The 14483-nt window shown below is 68.4% G+C and carries 15 protein-coding genes and 1 tRNA gene; 10 read left to right on the top strand and 6 right to left on the bottom strand.

Translation table 11 applies throughout. The features are described from left to right. Window positions 1-57: 57 nt before the first annotated feature. A complete protein-coding gene (locus G6N64_RS24725; protein WP_163800457.1) occupies window positions 58-1281 on the top strand; it encodes a L,D-transpeptidase in 1224 nt (407 codons plus the stop codon). A gap of 10 nt (window positions 1282-1291) precedes the next feature. Here the strand turns inward: G6N64_RS24725 and G6N64_RS24720 are convergent, their stop codons facing one another. From G6N64_RS24720 to orn, 3 genes are all read right to left on the bottom strand, one after another. Beyond that, window positions 1292-1612, bottom strand: coding sequence for a hypothetical protein (locus tag G6N64_RS24720; RefSeq protein WP_163800456.1), 321 nt, complete (start codon window positions 1610-1612; stop codon window positions 1292-1294). A 97-nt stretch (window positions 1613-1709) separates the two neighbouring features. Further along, window positions 1710-1782: transfer RNA gene (locus tag G6N64_RS24715), tRNA-His, on the bottom strand. A 44-nt stretch (window positions 1783-1826) separates the two neighbouring features. Continuing rightward, entirely contained in the window at window positions 1827-2474 is a 648-nt protein-coding gene (gene orn / locus G6N64_RS24710) for an oligoribonuclease (protein WP_163800455.1), read from the bottom strand. A 102-nt stretch (window positions 2475-2576) separates the two neighbouring features. On the opposite strand from orn, the gene G6N64_RS24705 reads away from it, so the two are divergent. Beyond that, on the top strand, window positions 2577-4166 hold the full coding sequence (locus tag G6N64_RS24705; protein WP_163800454.1) for a helicase HerA-like domain-containing protein: 1590 nt from the start codon (window positions 2577-2579) through the stop codon (window positions 4164-4166). Between the two features lie 106 nt (window positions 4167-4272). Here G6N64_RS24705 and cmrA read toward each other — a convergent pair whose 3' ends face one another. Next, a complete protein-coding gene (cmrA, locus tag G6N64_RS24700; protein WP_163800453.1) occupies window positions 4273-5079 on the bottom strand; it encodes a mycolate reductase in 807 nt (268 codons plus the stop codon). Window positions 5080-5124: 45 nt separating this feature from the next. On the opposite strand from cmrA, the gene G6N64_RS24695 reads away from it, so the two are divergent. After that, complete coding sequence (locus G6N64_RS24695; RefSeq protein WP_163800452.1) at window positions 5125-6462, top strand: MFS transporter; 1338 nt, start codon at window positions 5125-5127, stop codon at window positions 6460-6462. Here the strand turns inward: G6N64_RS24695 and G6N64_RS24690 are convergent. After that, the gene (locus G6N64_RS24690; RefSeq protein WP_163800451.1) at window positions 6427-7185 is read right to left on the bottom strand and encodes an MmpS family transport accessory protein; all 759 of its coding nucleotides are present in this window, start codon (window positions 7183-7185) and stop codon (window positions 6427-6429) included. The two genes, G6N64_RS24695 and G6N64_RS24690, sit on opposite strands and share 36 nt — an antisense overlap. A gap of 149 nt (window positions 7186-7334) precedes the next feature. Between G6N64_RS24690 and G6N64_RS24685 the strand changes: the two genes are divergently transcribed. Together G6N64_RS24685 and G6N64_RS29980 are read left to right on the top strand one after the other, a co-directional pair. Continuing rightward, entirely contained in the window at window positions 7335-7544 is a 210-nt protein-coding gene (locus G6N64_RS24685) for a hypothetical protein (protein WP_163802096.1), read from the top strand. Between the two features lie 47 nt (window positions 7545-7591). Next, a complete protein-coding gene (locus tag G6N64_RS29980) occupies window positions 7592-7747 on the top strand; it encodes a DUF6131 family protein (protein ID WP_174266879.1) in 156 nt (51 codons plus the stop codon). On the opposite strand, the gene G6N64_RS24680 is transcribed toward G6N64_RS29980, so the two are convergent. After that, the gene (locus tag G6N64_RS24680) at window positions 7744-8361 is read right to left on the bottom strand and encodes an SACE_7040 family transcriptional regulator (protein WP_163800450.1); all 618 of its coding nucleotides are present in this window, start codon (window positions 8359-8361) and stop codon (window positions 7744-7746) included. The genes G6N64_RS29980 and G6N64_RS24680 overlap by 4 nt on opposite strands. A gap of 94 nt (window positions 8362-8455) precedes the next feature. On the opposite strand from G6N64_RS24680, the gene G6N64_RS24675 reads away from it, so the two are divergent. The 5 genes from G6N64_RS24675 to G6N64_RS24655 are packed head-to-tail and all read left to right on the top strand — an operon-like array spanning window position 8456 to window position 14480. Continuing rightward, entirely contained in the window at window positions 8456-10036 is a 1581-nt protein-coding gene (locus G6N64_RS24675; RefSeq protein WP_163800449.1) for a carboxyl transferase domain-containing protein, read from the top strand. A gap of 16 nt (window positions 10037-10052) precedes the next feature. Next, window positions 10053-12032, top strand: coding sequence for an acetyl/propionyl/methylcrotonyl-CoA carboxylase subunit alpha (locus tag G6N64_RS24670; RefSeq protein WP_163802095.1), 1980 nt, complete (start codon window positions 10053-10055; stop codon window positions 12030-12032). Then, the gene (locus tag G6N64_RS24665) at window positions 12029-13189 is read left to right on the top strand and encodes an acyl-CoA dehydrogenase family protein (RefSeq protein ID WP_163800448.1); all 1161 of its coding nucleotides are present in this window, start codon (window positions 12029-12031) and stop codon (window positions 13187-13189) included. The genes G6N64_RS24670 and G6N64_RS24665 overlap by 4 nt, the downstream gene beginning before the upstream one ends. Then, window positions 13186-13674, top strand: coding sequence for a MaoC family dehydratase (locus tag G6N64_RS24660; protein WP_163800447.1), 489 nt, complete (start codon window positions 13186-13188; stop codon window positions 13672-13674). Before G6N64_RS24665 ends, G6N64_RS24660 begins: the two co-directional genes overlap by 4 nt. Next, window positions 13674-14480, top strand: a complete 807-nt coding sequence (locus tag G6N64_RS24655) for an HpcH/HpaI aldolase/citrate lyase family protein (RefSeq protein ID WP_163800446.1) — start codon at window positions 13674-13676, stop codon at window positions 14478-14480. The genes G6N64_RS24660 and G6N64_RS24655 overlap by 1 nt, the downstream gene beginning before the upstream one ends. Window positions 14481-14483: the final 3 nt, after the last annotated feature.

Raw genomic sequence — 14483 nt, 5'->3', positions numbered from 1 at the left:
TGCCAAGTAGTCGCGGCGAGTCGGTCGTTCATATCCGTAGGTAGAGGTGGGTTAAGCATGTGGCGAGTCCGTTCGGTGACCCGTCCGCGTAGGGGACCTACGGCGGTTGCGGCCCTACTGCTGATACCGGCCGTGGTGCTCGGGCTCAGCGCCTGCACCGGTTCGACCTCCGAAACCGCGCAGCCGCAGACGATCACCGACAAGGGCACGCCCTTCGGTGACCTCCTGGTCCCGAAGCTGACGTCCTCGGTGACCGATGGTGCGGTCGGGGTCACGGTCGACTCTCCGGTCACCGTCAGCGCCGAGGACGGCGTGCTCGGCGCCGTGTCCATGACCGATGCGAGCGGCACGGCGGTGGCGGGCGACCTGAGCAAGGACGGTCTGCGGTGGACCACGACCGATCCGCTCGACTACAACGCCCGGTACACCCTGAGCGCGCAGTCCCTCGGCCTGGGCGGGGTGACGAGCAGGTCGATGACGTTCCAGACCCACTCGCCCGAGAACCTGACGATGCCCTACCTGCTGCCCAACGACGGCGAGGTCGTGGGCGTGGGTCAACCGATCGCCGTTCGGTTCGACGAGAACATCCCCAACCGTGCGGCCGCGGAGAAGGCCATCAGCGTCGTCACGACGCCGAAGGTCGAGGGCGCCTTCTACTGGCTGAGCAACCGCGAGGTGCGGTGGCGTCCGGCGCAGTACTGGAAGCCCGGTACGACTGTCGACGTCGCCGTGAACACCTACGGCGTCGATCTGGGCGACGGCCTGTTCGGCCAGGAGAACGTCACGTCGAAGTTCACCATCGGTGACGAGGTCCTCGCTATCGCCGACGACGCCACGAAGACCCTGACCATTCGCCGCAACGGCGAGGTGGTCAAGACGATGCCGATCTCGATGGGCAAGAACAGCACCCCCACCAACAACGGCACCTACATCATCGGCGACCGGCTCAGTCACATGGTGATGGATTCGTCGACCTATGGCGTTCCGTCGAATTCGCCGAACGGCTACCGCACGGAGGTGGATTGGGCCACCCAGATGTCCTACAGCGGCATCTACGTGCACGGCGCACCGTGGTCCGTGGGTAGCCAGGGGTACAGCAACGTGAGCCACGGATGCCTCAACGTCAGCACCTCGAACGCCAAGTGGTTCTACGAGAACACGAAGCGCGGTGACATCGTCGAGGTGGTCAACACGGTTGGATCCGTGCTGCCCGGCGTGGACGGCCTCGGGGACTGGAACATCCCGTGGGAGCAGTGGAAGGCCGGCAACGCCACCGTCTAAGGCCGGTGACTCAGCGGCTGCGAAGGACGATGCGCAGCACGCCCTCTCGGCACGTCAGTTCCGCCCACGGATGCTGGGCGAGTTGTTCGTCCACTGCGTCGCACATCCGCAGGACGTGGGCCGGGAAGGCGACGTCCAAGTCGGTGGCGGCCTGTTCGATTCCGCACCCGAGCGTGATCCGGCCGTCCGCTGAGTCGGCGTCGAGGTAATCGCCGACCGCGCTGCGCCGCCGGGCTCCTCGCGCCCGCGGCAACCATTCGACGTGGCATCCGACGTCGTGGAACCCGGGAACGCGGGGCTGCGGATCGATGAACGGGCGAGTGTCGTACATGCCGAGGAGTGTCCGCCCAAGGTCTGACATCCGGTGCGGCGTCACACCCGTCCGGAAACGAGAAGTGGGAGGGCCCGGAGGCCCTCCCACTCACTCGGGTGGCTGACGGGACTCGAACCCGCGACAGCCAGGATCACAACCTGGTGCTCTACCAACTGAACTACAGCCACCATGCACCGCCGGCTCGGAAACGAGCACTGCGGCGTCGTAGATACTAGCCGCTCGTGGGCTCGCTGTCCGAATCGCTGGTGGCATGACCGCCGGCGGGTGGGCCGAGGGTGGCCGCGACGGCGGCGATGTCGCTGGTTGCGGGTCCCGGTTGGGGCACGAATGCGGTCTGCCGGTAGTACCGGAGTTCACGGATCGACTCGTGGATGTCGGCGAGCGCGCGGTGGGCCAGGCCCTTCTCGGGTTGGCCGAAGTAAATGCGCGGGTACCAACGCCGGCACAGCTCCTTGATGGAACTGACGTCGATCATCCGGTAATGCAGGTAGCCGTCGAGTTCGGGCATGTCGCGGGCGATGAAGCCGCGGTCGGTCCCGATAGAATTGCCACACAGCGGCGCGGTATTGGCCTGTTTGACGTGTTCGCGGACGTAGTCGAGGACCATCTTCTCGGCGGTACCGAGGTCGACCGTCGACGTCCGCACCTCCTCGGTGAGGCCTGACTTCCGGTGCATCGTCGCGACCACCTCGACCATCCCGTCGAGGGCGTCGTCGTCCGCGTGGATCACCACGTCGACACCGTCACCGAGGACGTTCAACTCTGAATCGGTGACCAGAGCCGCAATCTCAATGAGTCGGTCGGACCCCAGGTCCAAGCCGGTCATCTCACAGTCGATCCACACCAGTTCGTCGCGCACAACGATCAACAGTATTCCCACCCGTTCGCGGTGTCGCCGCAAGCATGCCGTTTGCGTCCGGCGCGACGACCGCCGTGCAGGTCCGAGAGGTAGGTTCGGCCCATGACAGCAGAGCCGACGGCCAGCCCCGCCCAGCAGATCGCCGTCGGTTACGCGTCCGAGGGACCTGCGCTGGAGTTGGGCACGGTCGACGTCGACGGGGTGGTCGACCCGTCGGCACGGGTGCGTATCCCGCTGGCGATGGTGAACCGCCACGGGTTGGTCGCCGGTGCGACCGGGACGGGCAAGACGAAGTCGCTTCAGGTCCTCGCCGAGCAGTTGTCCGCCGCCGGCGTACCGGTGCTGATGGCCGACGTCAAGGGCGACCTGTCCGGCCTGGCGCGCGAGGGCGCCCCCGGTGACAAGACCGCACAGCGTGCCACCGACACGGGTGACGCGTGGACGCCGACGGCCTACCCCGTCGAGTTCCTGTCCTTGGGCACCAGCGGGATCGGCGTCCCGGTGCGCGCGACGATCACCAGCTTCGGTCCGATCCTCCTTTCGAAGGTGTTGGACCTCAACGCGACTCAGGAGTCGACGCTCGGGCTGATCTTCCACTGGGCCGACCAGAAGGGTTTGTCGCTGCTGGACCTCAAGGACCTGCGTGCGGTGATCCAGTACCTCATCAGCGACGAGGGCAAGCCCGAACTCAAGAACCTCGGCGCCGTGTCCACGACGACGGCGGGCGTCATCCTGCGTGCGCTGGTCAACCTCGAGGCAGAGGGTGCCGACACGTTCTTCGGCGAACCCGAACTCGAGCCCAAGGACCTGATCCGTCTCGACGAGCAGGGCCGCGGCGTGATCACGCTCTTGGAGCTGGGCAGCCAGGCGGCGAGGCCGGTGATGTTCTCGACGTTCCTGATGTGGGTGCTCGCCGACCTGTTCACGACGCTGCCCGAGGTTGGTGACGTCGAGAAGCCCAACCTGGTGTTCTTCTTCGACGAGGCGCACCTGCTGTTCACCGACGCCTCGAAGGCGTTCCTCGAGCAGGTCGAGCAGACGGTGAAGCTCATCCGCTCCAAGGGCGTCGGCGTCTTCTTCTGCACCCAGCTGCCCACTGACGTGCCCAACGGCGTGCTGTCGCAGCTGGGCGCCCGCATCCAACACGCGCTGCGTGCGTTCACCCCCGACGATCAGAAGGCCCTCGGCAAGACCGTCCGGACCTACCCGAAGACGAAGGTCTACGACCTCGAGGAGGCGCTCACCGCGCTCGGCATCGGCGAGGCGATCGTGACCGTGCTGTCAGAGGAGGGTGCCCCCACCCCGGTCGCGTGGACGCGGATGCGAGCGCCGCGATCGCTGATGGACACCATCGGGCCCGACGCCATCACCGCGGCGGCCAAGGCGTCACCCCTGCAGGCGGAATACGGGCAGACCATCGACCGCGAGTCAGCGTACGAGCGGCTCAACGCCCGCGTCGCCGAGGCCGAGCCCGAGACACCGGACCTGCCGCCTCCGGTCGCCGTGCCGTCCCCGTCGGACGGTGCCACCGCGTCGGGAACCGGTCGCGCCAGGGGCGCCGTCGAACCCGGCATGTTCGACAAGATGATGGCCAGCCCGGCATTCAAGAGCGCGATGCGCTCGGCGGGGACGGTCATCGGCCGCGAGATCACCCGCAGCATCTTCGGCACCGGACGTCGTCGCCGGCGCTAGCGCGCCGCCCCGCCGCCTCTCACCGATGCGCCGAAATGGCATTCCCTGTCGCTGAGCGTGCGTCTCAGCGACAGGGAATGCCATTTCGGCGAAAGGGACGAGCGGGTTATTCGCCGCCGAGCTTCTTGTACACCGCACCCACGATCGGGGTGACGATCGAGCGCGGGGCGTAACCGCTCGCGACCGACATCGCCTTGGACGTCACGCCGGGGACGACGCGCATCTTGTTGCGTTCCAGCCCGTCCAGCGAGAGCTTCGCCGTGTGCTCGGTCGAGATCCACAGGAAGTCGGGGATGAGCTTCTCGACCAGCGACTGATCGTCGGGATCGGGTAGCTCGGTGCGGACCGGTCCCGGCGCCAGGACCGTGACGTGGATGCCCAGTGGTTTCACCTCGCCGCGCAGCGATTCGCTGAACGTGTTCGCGAAGGCCTTCGTCGCCGCGTAGGTCGCGTTGTGGGGGATGGGCGAGTTCCCGGCCGCCGACCCGGACGTCAGGATGCCGCCCGCACGTCGCGCCACCATGCCGGGTAGGACCGCCAACACCAGGTCGTGCACGCCGAGGACGTTGAGCTGCACCTGGTCCTTCTCGCCCTGGACGTCGAGGCCGGCGATCGGACCGAAGGTGGCGGTGCCGGCGTTGGCGCACAGGATCGACACGGTGCGGGTGGCGAGTTCGTCGCAGAACGCGCGGCGTGCCGCCGGATCGGCGAGATCGACGGCGCGGACCTCCACCGTCACGCCGTAGCGGTCCGTCAGCCGGGCGGCGAGAGCGGTCAGTACGTCCTCGCGGCGCGCCGTGATGATCAGGTGGTGCCCGCGTGCGGCGAGTTCCGTGGCGAGCGCCTCGCCGATGTTCTGCGAGGCGCCGGTGACGACCGCGCGCGCGTCGGGGTGGGGAGCGGGTACTGGCATGGCGCCAATCGTAGGGATCGGCGGTTGGGCAATAGAGTCGAGGTCATGAGCAGCCCCGGCCCGGCTGCGCCCCTGCCCGGTCGGTCGCGCGTCGTGGCGTGGGCGCTCTGGGACTGCGGCGCAACCGGGATGAACGCCATCGTCGTCACGTTCGTGTTCTCCGTATACCTCACTGGTCAGGTCGGAGAGGGGCTCGGCGGACCGACGACGCCCGCCGAATGGCTGGGCCGCGCGCTGACCTTCTCGGGTCTCGTCGTCGCCGTGCTGGCACCGGCCACCGGCGTCTGGGTGGACGCGGCGCATCGCAGACGACTGGTCCTCGCCGCGCTGACCGGTGCCGCCGTCCTGCTGACCGCATCGATGAGCCTCATCCGCGACGATCCCGCCTATCTGTGGCCGGGATTGGCGCTGCTGTCGTTCACCGCCGCGTGCAGCGATCTCGCCACGGTGCCCTACAACGCGATGCTGCGTGAACTCTCCACTCCGAGCACGTCGGGGCGCATCTCCGGGTTCGGGGCGGCAGCAGGCTATTTCGGCAGCGTCGCCCTCCTGCTGATGGTCTACCTGGGGCTCATCTCGGGGGAGGGGGACACCCGCGGTCTGCTCGGCATCACCGCCGCGGACGGGTGGCCGGTGCGCGCCACGATGCTCCTGGCGGCCGCGTGGTTCATCCTGTTCGCCATTCCGCTGCTGCTCGCCCGCCGCACCGAGACGCCGGTCGACACGGGTCCACGGGTCGGAGTCGGCGGCGCATACCGTCGGCTGTGGTCCGAGCTGGTCGAGCAGTGGCGCCTCGATCACAACATCGTGTACTACCTGGTGGCGAGCGCCATCTTCCGCGACGGCCTGACGGGTGTGTTCACCTTCGGTGCGGTGCTCGGCGTGACCGTGTACGGCCTGTCACAGGCCGACGTCCTGCTGTTCGGCGTGTGCGCGTGCGTCGTGGCGGCCGTCGGCGCCGTCCTCGGTGGACTGCTCGACGACCGCGTCGGATCCAAGCCCGTCATCGTCGGATCACTGACCTCGATGATCATCGTCGCCTGCACGCTGATCGGTCTCGACGGCACGACGGCGTTCTGGGTGTGCGGTCTGCTGCTGTGTCTGTTCATCGGGCCGACGCAGTCCTCGGCCCGCACCCAGATGCTCCGCCTGACCGCCGAGGGCAAGGAGGGCATCGCGTTCGGGCTCTACACCACGACCGGCCGTGCGGCGGCACCGTTGGCGCCGTGGATGTTCGCCACGTTCATCGGCGTCTTCGGCACCGACCGCGCCGGCATGGGCGGGCTGGTCGCGGTGCTCGCGGCGGGTCTGCTGGCGATGCTCCTCGTGCGGATGCCCCGGTCGGCGTCAGACCGGGCTGCAGATGGTGAGGCCCGAGCCTGACCGCTGCTGAACCGGTGTGCCGTCCACCGAGATGGAGCAGCTGATCTCGCGTCCGACGTTGATGATGCTGACGCTCGCCGACTGACGCGCCGGTGCCGCGAGTCGTACTTCCTTGCTCCACGGCAGGATGACGTTGAACTCGGTCTGGAAGACCCCGCCGCTGTCGATGTAGGTGATGTTGATGGCGCGTCCCTCACCGCCCACGTCGTAGACGACGGTCTCGGTGGCGCCGGGCGTGGCGGATTCACCGGGTGCAGTGGTCGTTCCCGGCAGGGGGATCGGCAGAGGTGCCCGGGTGGTCGAGGGCGTGCGTGACGTGGTGGGCGCGGGCGTCGAGAACGTGGGCTCCGGGGGCGATCCTGGCGGAGCGACGACGGTTTGCTGCTGCGAGCTGTTCACGATGACCAGGGCGATCACCAGGCCGATCACGATCACCACCGACAGCGCGGCCAACGCCCACAGCCATAGCCCCCGTCCCGGCTCGTCCGGCTCGAGGGGCTCGGGCTCACCGGGAGGGTAGTGGGCGCCGAACTGATCGGTGGGCGGAGGCTGATACGCGTAGGGCGAGTGCGGCGGGAGTTGCTGGGTCGGCCGGGGCGGCGGTGCCTGGTAGGACGGCCCGTAGGGCGCCTGATTCGCATATGCGGGGTCGCTGTACCCGGAATGGGAATCGCGCGGCGGCTGCGTCGGTTCGGGACCGTCGCGCCGCGGGTTTTCCGTCATGCCCACCTCATGTCTCGAAGGGTACCCGCGCCGCGACGTGCCGCGCCGTGGTGCTCCTCGGAGGCGAGACCTCCTGCGTTTAGCGATATTTTCGGATGGGTAAAACAAGATCACGCGCCATGGAGGCGCCAGAAGAATGGAGGACCATCATGCGAGGTGGCGGAATTCTCGGCGTCATCGTGCTCGTCTGGTTGCTGATCGGCGTCGTCGCCGCCTACCAGCGGGACTACTTCCAGACGGCCGAAAACAGCTGCGGGACAGCGGGGACCATTGCTCTGACGGTCGTCGCGGGTCCGCTCAACTACGCGGGTGTGAACCCGAAGGTCACCGACTGCAAGCTGCCGGAACCGAGCCAGTAGCGGTCGGCTCCGACACGGTCGGTCCATTCATCGAAGGGAAACCACACATGATTGCCATCGGAGTGATCCTGCTCGTCCTGGGCCTGATCTTCTCAGTGCCGATGCTCACCTACATCGGCGTCGTCGCCCTCGTGATCGGCGCCGTGTTCTGGTTGCTCGGCGCGGCCGGCCACGCGGTGGGCGGCCGGAAGGTCTGGTACTAACCGCTCGTCTGCGACGTCAACGCCGCCACGGTCATCGCGCGCAACACCGCGCGCGAGGATCGTGGCGGCGTTCTCGTTCCCACGCTGTACGGGGTGGAGTTCAGCAGGCCGAAACACGCGTGCGCCATGAGCCTCGCCTCGTTCTCGTCGAGTCGCTCGTCGAGTCGGCGCAGGACGTCGACCCAGATCTCCACGTACTGGCGCTGCGCCCTACGGACCTGACGCGCGGCCTGCGCCGGCAGGTGGCCGAGGTCGCGATCCTGGATCCGAATCAGGTCGGACTCGCCGAGCGCGAAGTCGAGATGGAAGTCGATGAGTCCGTCGAGCGCCTCGCCGGGTTCGGACGCGACCGTCACGACGTCGGTGGCTCCCTCGAGGAGGCGGGTGCTGATGCCGACCAGGATCTCGACGAGCAGCGCCTCCTTGTTGGGGAAGTGCCTGTAGATGGCCGGGCCGCTCACGCCGACGGCGGCGCCGATGTCCTCGAGACGCACGGCGAGGAATCCGCGCTCGGCCACCAGTCGTTCTGCGGCGGCAATCAATTGCGAGCGACGGTCGGACTTCGCCCTGCTGCGACGGGTCTCGGTGGACGCGGACGTGGCGGTGTCGGCCATCGGCGTGCCTCCTAGGCCATGGACAGTTCGGTTAATCGTGACTAACATACCACCAGTTAGTCATCATTAACTCAACTGAAGCGGGTGCAGTCAGATGCCAACGAAGGTGTCGCATCGCGAGCAGCATCTGGTGCTCGTCGACGAACTACGCGCCAAGCTGACCACGGCCGCTTTGGGCGGCCCGGAACGTGCCCGTGAGCGCCACGTCGGTCGCGGAAAGCTGCTGCCGCGTGACCGGGTGGACGGGCTGCTCGACCCCGGTTCGCCGTTCCTCGAACTGGCGCCGCTGGCCGCCGACGGCATGTACGACGACGAGTGCCCGGGCGCCGGGATGATCGCGGGCATCGGCCGCGTCTCCGGTCGGGAGTGCATGATCGTCGCGAACGACGCGACCGTCAAAGGCGGTACCTACTACCCGATCACGGTCAAGAAGCACCTGCGCGCACAGGAGGTGGCCGGCCAGAACCGACTGCCGTGCATCTACCTCGTCGACTCCGGCGGTGCCTTCCTGCCCCGTCAGGACGAGGTGTTCCCCGACCGCGAGCACTTCGGCCGGATCTTCTTCAACCAGGCCAATCTCAGCGCCCAGGGCATCCCGCAGATCGCCGCGGTGCTGGGATCGTGCACCGCGGGCGGCGCCTACGTCCCCGCGATGAGCGACGAGGCCGTGATCGTCCGCAACCAGGGCACCATCTTCCTGGGCGGGCCGCCGCTGGTGAAGGCCGCCACCGGCGAGGTCGTCACGGCGGAGGACCTCGGCGGCGGGGATCTGCACTCGAAGGTCTCCGGCGTCACCGACCACCTCGCGCAGGACGATCGCGATGCCCTGCGGATCGTGCGCCGCATCGTGGCGACGCTGGGTCCGAAGACCCCGACGCCGTGGGAGGTGGTCCCGACCGTCGACGCGACAGCCGACCAGGCCGAGCTGTACGACGTGGTGCCCACCGACTCGCGGGTGCCCTACGACGTCCACGAGGTGATCACCCGCATCGTCGACGGGTCTTCCCCCGGCGCTTCGCGTGCCCAAGGTGGCGAGTTCACCGAGTTCAAGGCCGAGTACGGCACGACATTGGTCACGGGGTTCGCCCGCATTCACGGCCATCCCGTCGGCATCGTCGCCAACAACGGCGTGCTGTTCGGCGAATCTGCGGTCAAGGGCGCGCACTTCATCGAACTGTGCGACAAGCGCTCCACGCCGCTGCTGTTCCTGCAGAACATCGCAGGGTTCATGGTGGGCCGCGACTACGAGGCGGGCGGCATCGCCAAGCACGGCGCCAAGATGGTGACGGCGGTCGCGTGTGCGCGGGTGCCCAAGCTGACGATCGTCATCGGTGGCTCGTACGGCGCGGGCAATTACTCGATGTGCGGGCGCGCGTATTCGCCGCGCTTCCTGTGGATGTGGCCCAACGCGCGCATCTCGGTGATGGGCGGTGAACAGGCCGCCTCGGTGCTCGCGACCGTGCGCGGCGACATGAGCGCTGAAGAGGAAGAGGCCTTCAAGGCTCCGATCCGCGAGCAGTACGAACACCAGGGCAACCCCTACTATTCGACCGCGCGATTGTGGGACGACGGCGTGATCGATCCGGCCGACACCAGAACCGTGGTGGGACTGGCGCTCTCGGTGGTCGCGCAGGCGCCGCTGGAACCGGTCTCCTACGGCGTCTTCAGGATGTGACGCGATGACCTCCGAGATGTTCGGCACCATTCTGGTCGCCAACCGCGGCGAGATCGCCGTCCGCGTCCTCCGCACACTGCGCGAGATGGGCATCCGTTCGGTCGCCGTCTACAGCGACGCTGACGTAAACGCCCGCCACGTGGCCGAGGCCGATGTCGCGGTCCGGCTGGGTCCGGCGCCTGCCCGGCAGAGCTACCTCGACATCGACGCGGTGGTGCGGGCCGCCCAGCGCGCCGGCGCCCAGGCCGTCCACCCCGGCTACGGATTCCTCTCCGAGAACTCCGAATTCGCGGCCGCGCTCGGTGAGGCGGGCATCGCATTCATCGGTCCGCCGGTCGGCGCGATCAGGACCATGGGCGACAAGATTGCGGCCAAGGCAGCGGTGTCGGAGTTCGGCGTGCCGGTGGTACCCGGCATCTCGCGGCCCGGTCTCACCGACGACGACCTGATCGGCGGGGCCGCCGACGTCGGATTCCCCGTGCTGGTCAAGCCGTCCGCGGGCGGCGGCGGAAAGGGCATGCGCGTGGTGCACGACGCCGCCGACCTGCCCGCCGCGCTGGCGTCCGCCCGCCGCGAGGCGGCATCGGCCTTCGGCGACGACACGCTGTTCCTGGAGCGGTTCGTGCTGAACCCCAGGCACATCGAGGTGCAGGTGGTCGCCGACGGGCACGGCAACGTCATCCACTTCGGGGAGCGGGAGTGCAGCCTGCAGCGGCGCCACCAGAAGGTGATCGAGGAGGCGCCGTCGCCGTTGCTCGACGCGGCGACCCGCGCCCGCATCGGTGCGGCCGCATGCGACACCGCGCGCAGCGTCGACTACACGGGGGCGGGCACCGTCGAGTTCATCGTCTCCGCCGACCGGCCCGACGAGTTCTTCTTCATGGAGATGAACACGCGGCTGCAGGTCGAGCATCCGGTCACCGAACTCGTCACGGGCGTCGACCTGGTCGAACTGCAGGTGCGCATCGCCGCCGGCGGCACGCTGCCGCTCGGCCAGGACGACGTGACGTTGACCGGACACGCCATCGAGGCCCGCGTGTACGCCGAGGATCCCGCCCGCGACTTCCTGCCGACCGGCGGGACGGTGCTCGACGTGGTCGAACCCGGTACCGCGCGAGTGGATTCGGGCATTCGGGCCGGCACTGTCGTGGGTAGCGACTACGATCCGATGCTCGCGAAGGTCATCGCCTACGCCGATGACCGTCCCGCCGCGCTCGCCGCGTTGGATAAGGCACTGGCCGACACCGCGGTGCTCGGCGTGACCACCAACGTAAACTTCCTGCGCTTCCTGCTCGCCGATCCCGACGTGGCGGCGGGCAGGCTCGACACGGGATTGCTCGACCGGCGGACGCCGGACTACGTCGGCATGGTGGCCGGCGACGACGAGATCGTCGCCGCCGCGGCCTACCACTGGCTCGCACGGTGGCCCGCGGAACCGGGCGATCTCTGGGCCGTCCCGTCGGGCTGGCGCACCGGCGCCCACGCCCCGACCACGATCCGCCTGCGGGCGGGCGAGCGCACCGAGCACGTGTTCGTCTGCGGCACCCGGAATCGTGCCACGGCCCGCATCGAGGACGGCGAGACCCGGTCGCTGTCGGCATCTCTCGACGGCCGCGTGCTCACCGTCACCCTCGACGGTCTGCGCACGGAGTACGTGGTGGCCGCCGCGGACGGCGTGGTCTGGCTGGCCGGTGGCGGACGCACCGTCGCAATCGAGGAGGTGCGCGAGGCACCGGTGCGCCCGGACGCCGCACACGCCGGCGACGCCGAACTCGTCAGTCCCATGCCCGGTTCGGTCGTCGCGGTCGGCGTGGAGGACGGCGCCCAGGTCGCCGCGGGTGACGTGGTGGTCACCGTCGAGGCCATGAAGATGGAACACGCGCTGTCGGCACCCGTCGACGGCGTCGTCGAACTACTCGTCGCCGTCGGCGACCAGGTCAAGGTGGGCCAGCCGATGGCCCGGATAGTCGCAACCATCAAGGAGACCCCATCGTGAGCGAGTTCCTCAGCACCGGAACGCTTCCGGACCATTACCAGCAGCTGGCCAAGACCGTCCGGGACTTCGCCCGCAGCGTCGTCGCGCCGGTGTCGGCGAAGCACGACCGCGAACACTCGTTCCCCTACGAGGTCGTCGCGGGCATGGCGGACATGGGACTGTTCGGGCTGCCGTTCCCCGAGGAGTACGGCGGCATGGGTGGCGACTACTTCGCGCTGTGCCTGGCGCTGGAGGAACTCGGCAAGGTCGACCAGAGCGTCGCCATCACGCTGGAAGCCGGTGTGTCGCTGGGCGCCATGCCGGTGTACCGCTTCGGCACCGACGCGCAGAAGCAGGAATGGCTGCCGCTGCTGGCGTCCGGGAAGGCGCTCGGTGCGTTCGGATTGACCGAGGCCGGTGGCGGCACCGACGCGGGCGCCACCAAGACCACCGCGAAGCGCGACGACGGCCACTGGGTGATCAACGGCACCAAGCAGTTCATCACCAATTCGGGCACCGACATCACCAAACTCGTCACGGTCACCGCCGTCACCGGCGAAGTCGACGGCCGCAAGCAGATCTCGTCGATCCTGGTGCCGGTCCCCACCGCGGGATTCACCGCCGAGCCCGCCTACGACAAGGTCGGCTGGAACGCGTCCGACACCCACCCGTTGAGCTTCGACGACGTCCGCGTCCCGGAGGAGAACATCCTCGGCGACGAGGGCCGCGGTTATGCGAACTTCCTGCGGATCCTCGATGAGGGGCGCATCGCGATCGCGGCGCTGTCGGTGGGCGTCGCGCAGGGCTGCGTCGACGAGTGCGTGAAGTACGCCAAGGAGCGCGAGGCGTTCGGCGCGGCCATCGGCACCAATCAGGCGATCGCGTTCAAGATCGCCCGGATGGAGACCCGCGCGCACGTGGCCCGTGCCACTTACTACGACGCGGCCGCACTCATGTTGTCGGGCAAGCCCTTCAAGAAGGCGGCGGCGGTGGCCAAGCTCGTCGCCAGCGAGGCGGCGATGGACAACGCGCGCGACGCCACCCAGGTGTTCGGCGGCTACGGATTCATGAACGAGTACCCGGTGGCGCGGCACTACCGCGACAGCAAGATCCTCGAGATCGGTGAGGGCACCACCGAGGTGCAGCTGATGCTGATCGCCCGCGAGGCGGGCCTGTGACGGAGAAGCGGGTAATCACTCAGCGGGGACTGTGGTTCGAGGAGTTCGAGACCGGCGTGCTGTACCAGCACCGGCCCGGGCGCACCATCACCGAGGCGGACAACGTCCTGTTCACCACGCTGACCATGAACACCCAGGCGCTGCACCTCGACGCTGCGTTCGCAGATGCGTTGCCGCCCTTCAATCAGAGGCTGGTCAACTCGATGTTCACGCTCTCCACGCTGGTCGGGCTGTCGGTCGCGCAGCTGACGCAGGGGACGATCGTCGGCAACCTCGGCTTCGGCGAGGTCGCGTTCCCCAAGCCGCTGTTTCACGGTGACACGCTGTACGCCGAGACCGAGGTACTGGACACCCGGGAGTCGAAGAGCCGGCCAGGGGAGGGCATCGTCACGTTCTCGCACGTCGGGCGCAACCAGCACGGTGACGTAGTCGCCACGGCATCGCGCAAGACGATGGTGCGCAAGCGCCCCGCAGAGGAGTCCTGATGGCACTCGGCACCAACGGGCCCGGATGGCTGTTCTGCCCCGCCGACCGCCCGGAACGCTTCGAGAAGGCCGCTGCCGCAGCCGACGTCGTGATCCTCGACCTCGAGGACGGCGTCGCCGCCAAGGACCGGGAGGCGGCGCGCCAGGCCCTGCTCGAGACGCGGCTGGACCCGGCCAGAACGGTGGTGCGGGTCAATCCGGTCACCACGCCCGACCATGCGCTCGACATGACGACCCTGGCCCACACCGACTACACGACGATCATGCTGGCCAAGACCGAGACCGCCGAGCAGGTCCGGTCGCTGGCGCCCTTCGACGTCATCGTGCTCGTCGAAACTCCGCTGGGCGCCCTCGCCGTCACCGAGACCGCGCGCGTCGACAACGCGTATGCCGTGATGTGGGGTGCCGAAGATCTGTTCGCCGCCACCGGCGGAACCGCGAACCGCCGGCCAGACGGCAGCTATCGCGACGTCGCGCAACACGTGCGGTCGCAGAGCCTGCTCGCCGCGAAGGCCTACGGACGGCTGGCGCTCGACTCGGTGTACCTCGACATCAAGGATCTCGACGGGCTGCGCGCCGAGAGCGACGACGCCGTGGCCGTCGGCTTCGACGCGAAGGTGGCGATCCATCCCACCCAGGTGGGGGTCATCCGCTCGGCGTACACGCCGACCGACGACCAGGTCGACTGGGCCCGTCGCGTGCTCGACGCGGCGGGCACCCAGCGCGGCGTCTTCCAGTTCGAGGGCCTCATGGTGGACGCTCCCGTGCTGCGCAAGGCTGAGCGCATCGTCACGCTGGCGCCCTAGCGG

Origin of the sequence: Mycolicibacterium sediminis, assembly GCF_010731735.1 — a bacterium.
Lineage (GTDB): Bacteria > Actinomycetota > Actinomycetes > Mycobacteriales > Mycobacteriaceae > Mycobacterium > Mycobacterium sediminis.
This window is presented reverse-complemented; position numbering and strand designations above follow the sequence as displayed.

Excerpts from the sequence above, each read along its gene's own strand:
- G6N64_RS24675 (WP_163800449.1), top strand. The coding sequence starts at position 8,456 with ATGCCAACGAAGGTGTCGCATCGCGAGCAGCATCTGGTGCTCGTCGAC.
- G6N64_RS24680 (WP_163800450.1), bottom strand. The coding sequence starts at position 8,361 with ATGGCCGACACCGCCACGTCCGCGTCCACCGAGACCCGTCGCAGCAGG.
- cmrA (WP_163800453.1), bottom strand. The coding sequence starts at position 5,079 with ATGCCAGTACCCGCTCCCCACCCCGACGCGCGCGCGGTCGTCACCGGC.
- G6N64_RS24655 (WP_163800446.1), top strand. The coding sequence starts at position 13,674 with ATGGCACTCGGCACCAACGGGCCCGGATGGCTGTTCTGCCCCGCCGAC.
- G6N64_RS24690 (WP_163800451.1), bottom strand. The coding sequence starts at position 7,185 with ATGACGGAAAACCCGCGGCGCGACGGTCCCGAACCGACGCAGCCGCCG.
- G6N64_RS24720 (WP_163800456.1), bottom strand. The coding sequence starts at position 1,612 with ATGTACGACACTCGCCCGTTCATCGATCCGCAGCCCCGCGTTCCCGGG.
- G6N64_RS24705 (WP_163800454.1), top strand. The coding sequence starts at position 2,577 with ATGACAGCAGAGCCGACGGCCAGCCCCGCCCAGCAGATCGCCGTCGGT.
- G6N64_RS24695 (WP_163800452.1), top strand. The coding sequence starts at position 5,125 with ATGAGCAGCCCCGGCCCGGCTGCGCCCCTGCCCGGTCGGTCGCGCGTC.
- G6N64_RS24725 (WP_163800457.1), top strand. The coding sequence starts at position 58 with ATGTGGCGAGTCCGTTCGGTGACCCGTCCGCGTAGGGGACCTACGGCG.
- G6N64_RS24670 (WP_163802095.1), top strand. The coding sequence starts at position 10,053 with ATGTTCGGCACCATTCTGGTCGCCAACCGCGGCGAGATCGCCGTCCGC.
- G6N64_RS24685 (WP_163802096.1), top strand. The coding sequence starts at position 7,335 with ATGCGAGGTGGCGGAATTCTCGGCGTCATCGTGCTCGTCTGGTTGCTG.
- G6N64_RS29980 (WP_174266879.1), top strand. The coding sequence starts at position 7,592 with ATGATTGCCATCGGAGTGATCCTGCTCGTCCTGGGCCTGATCTTCTCA.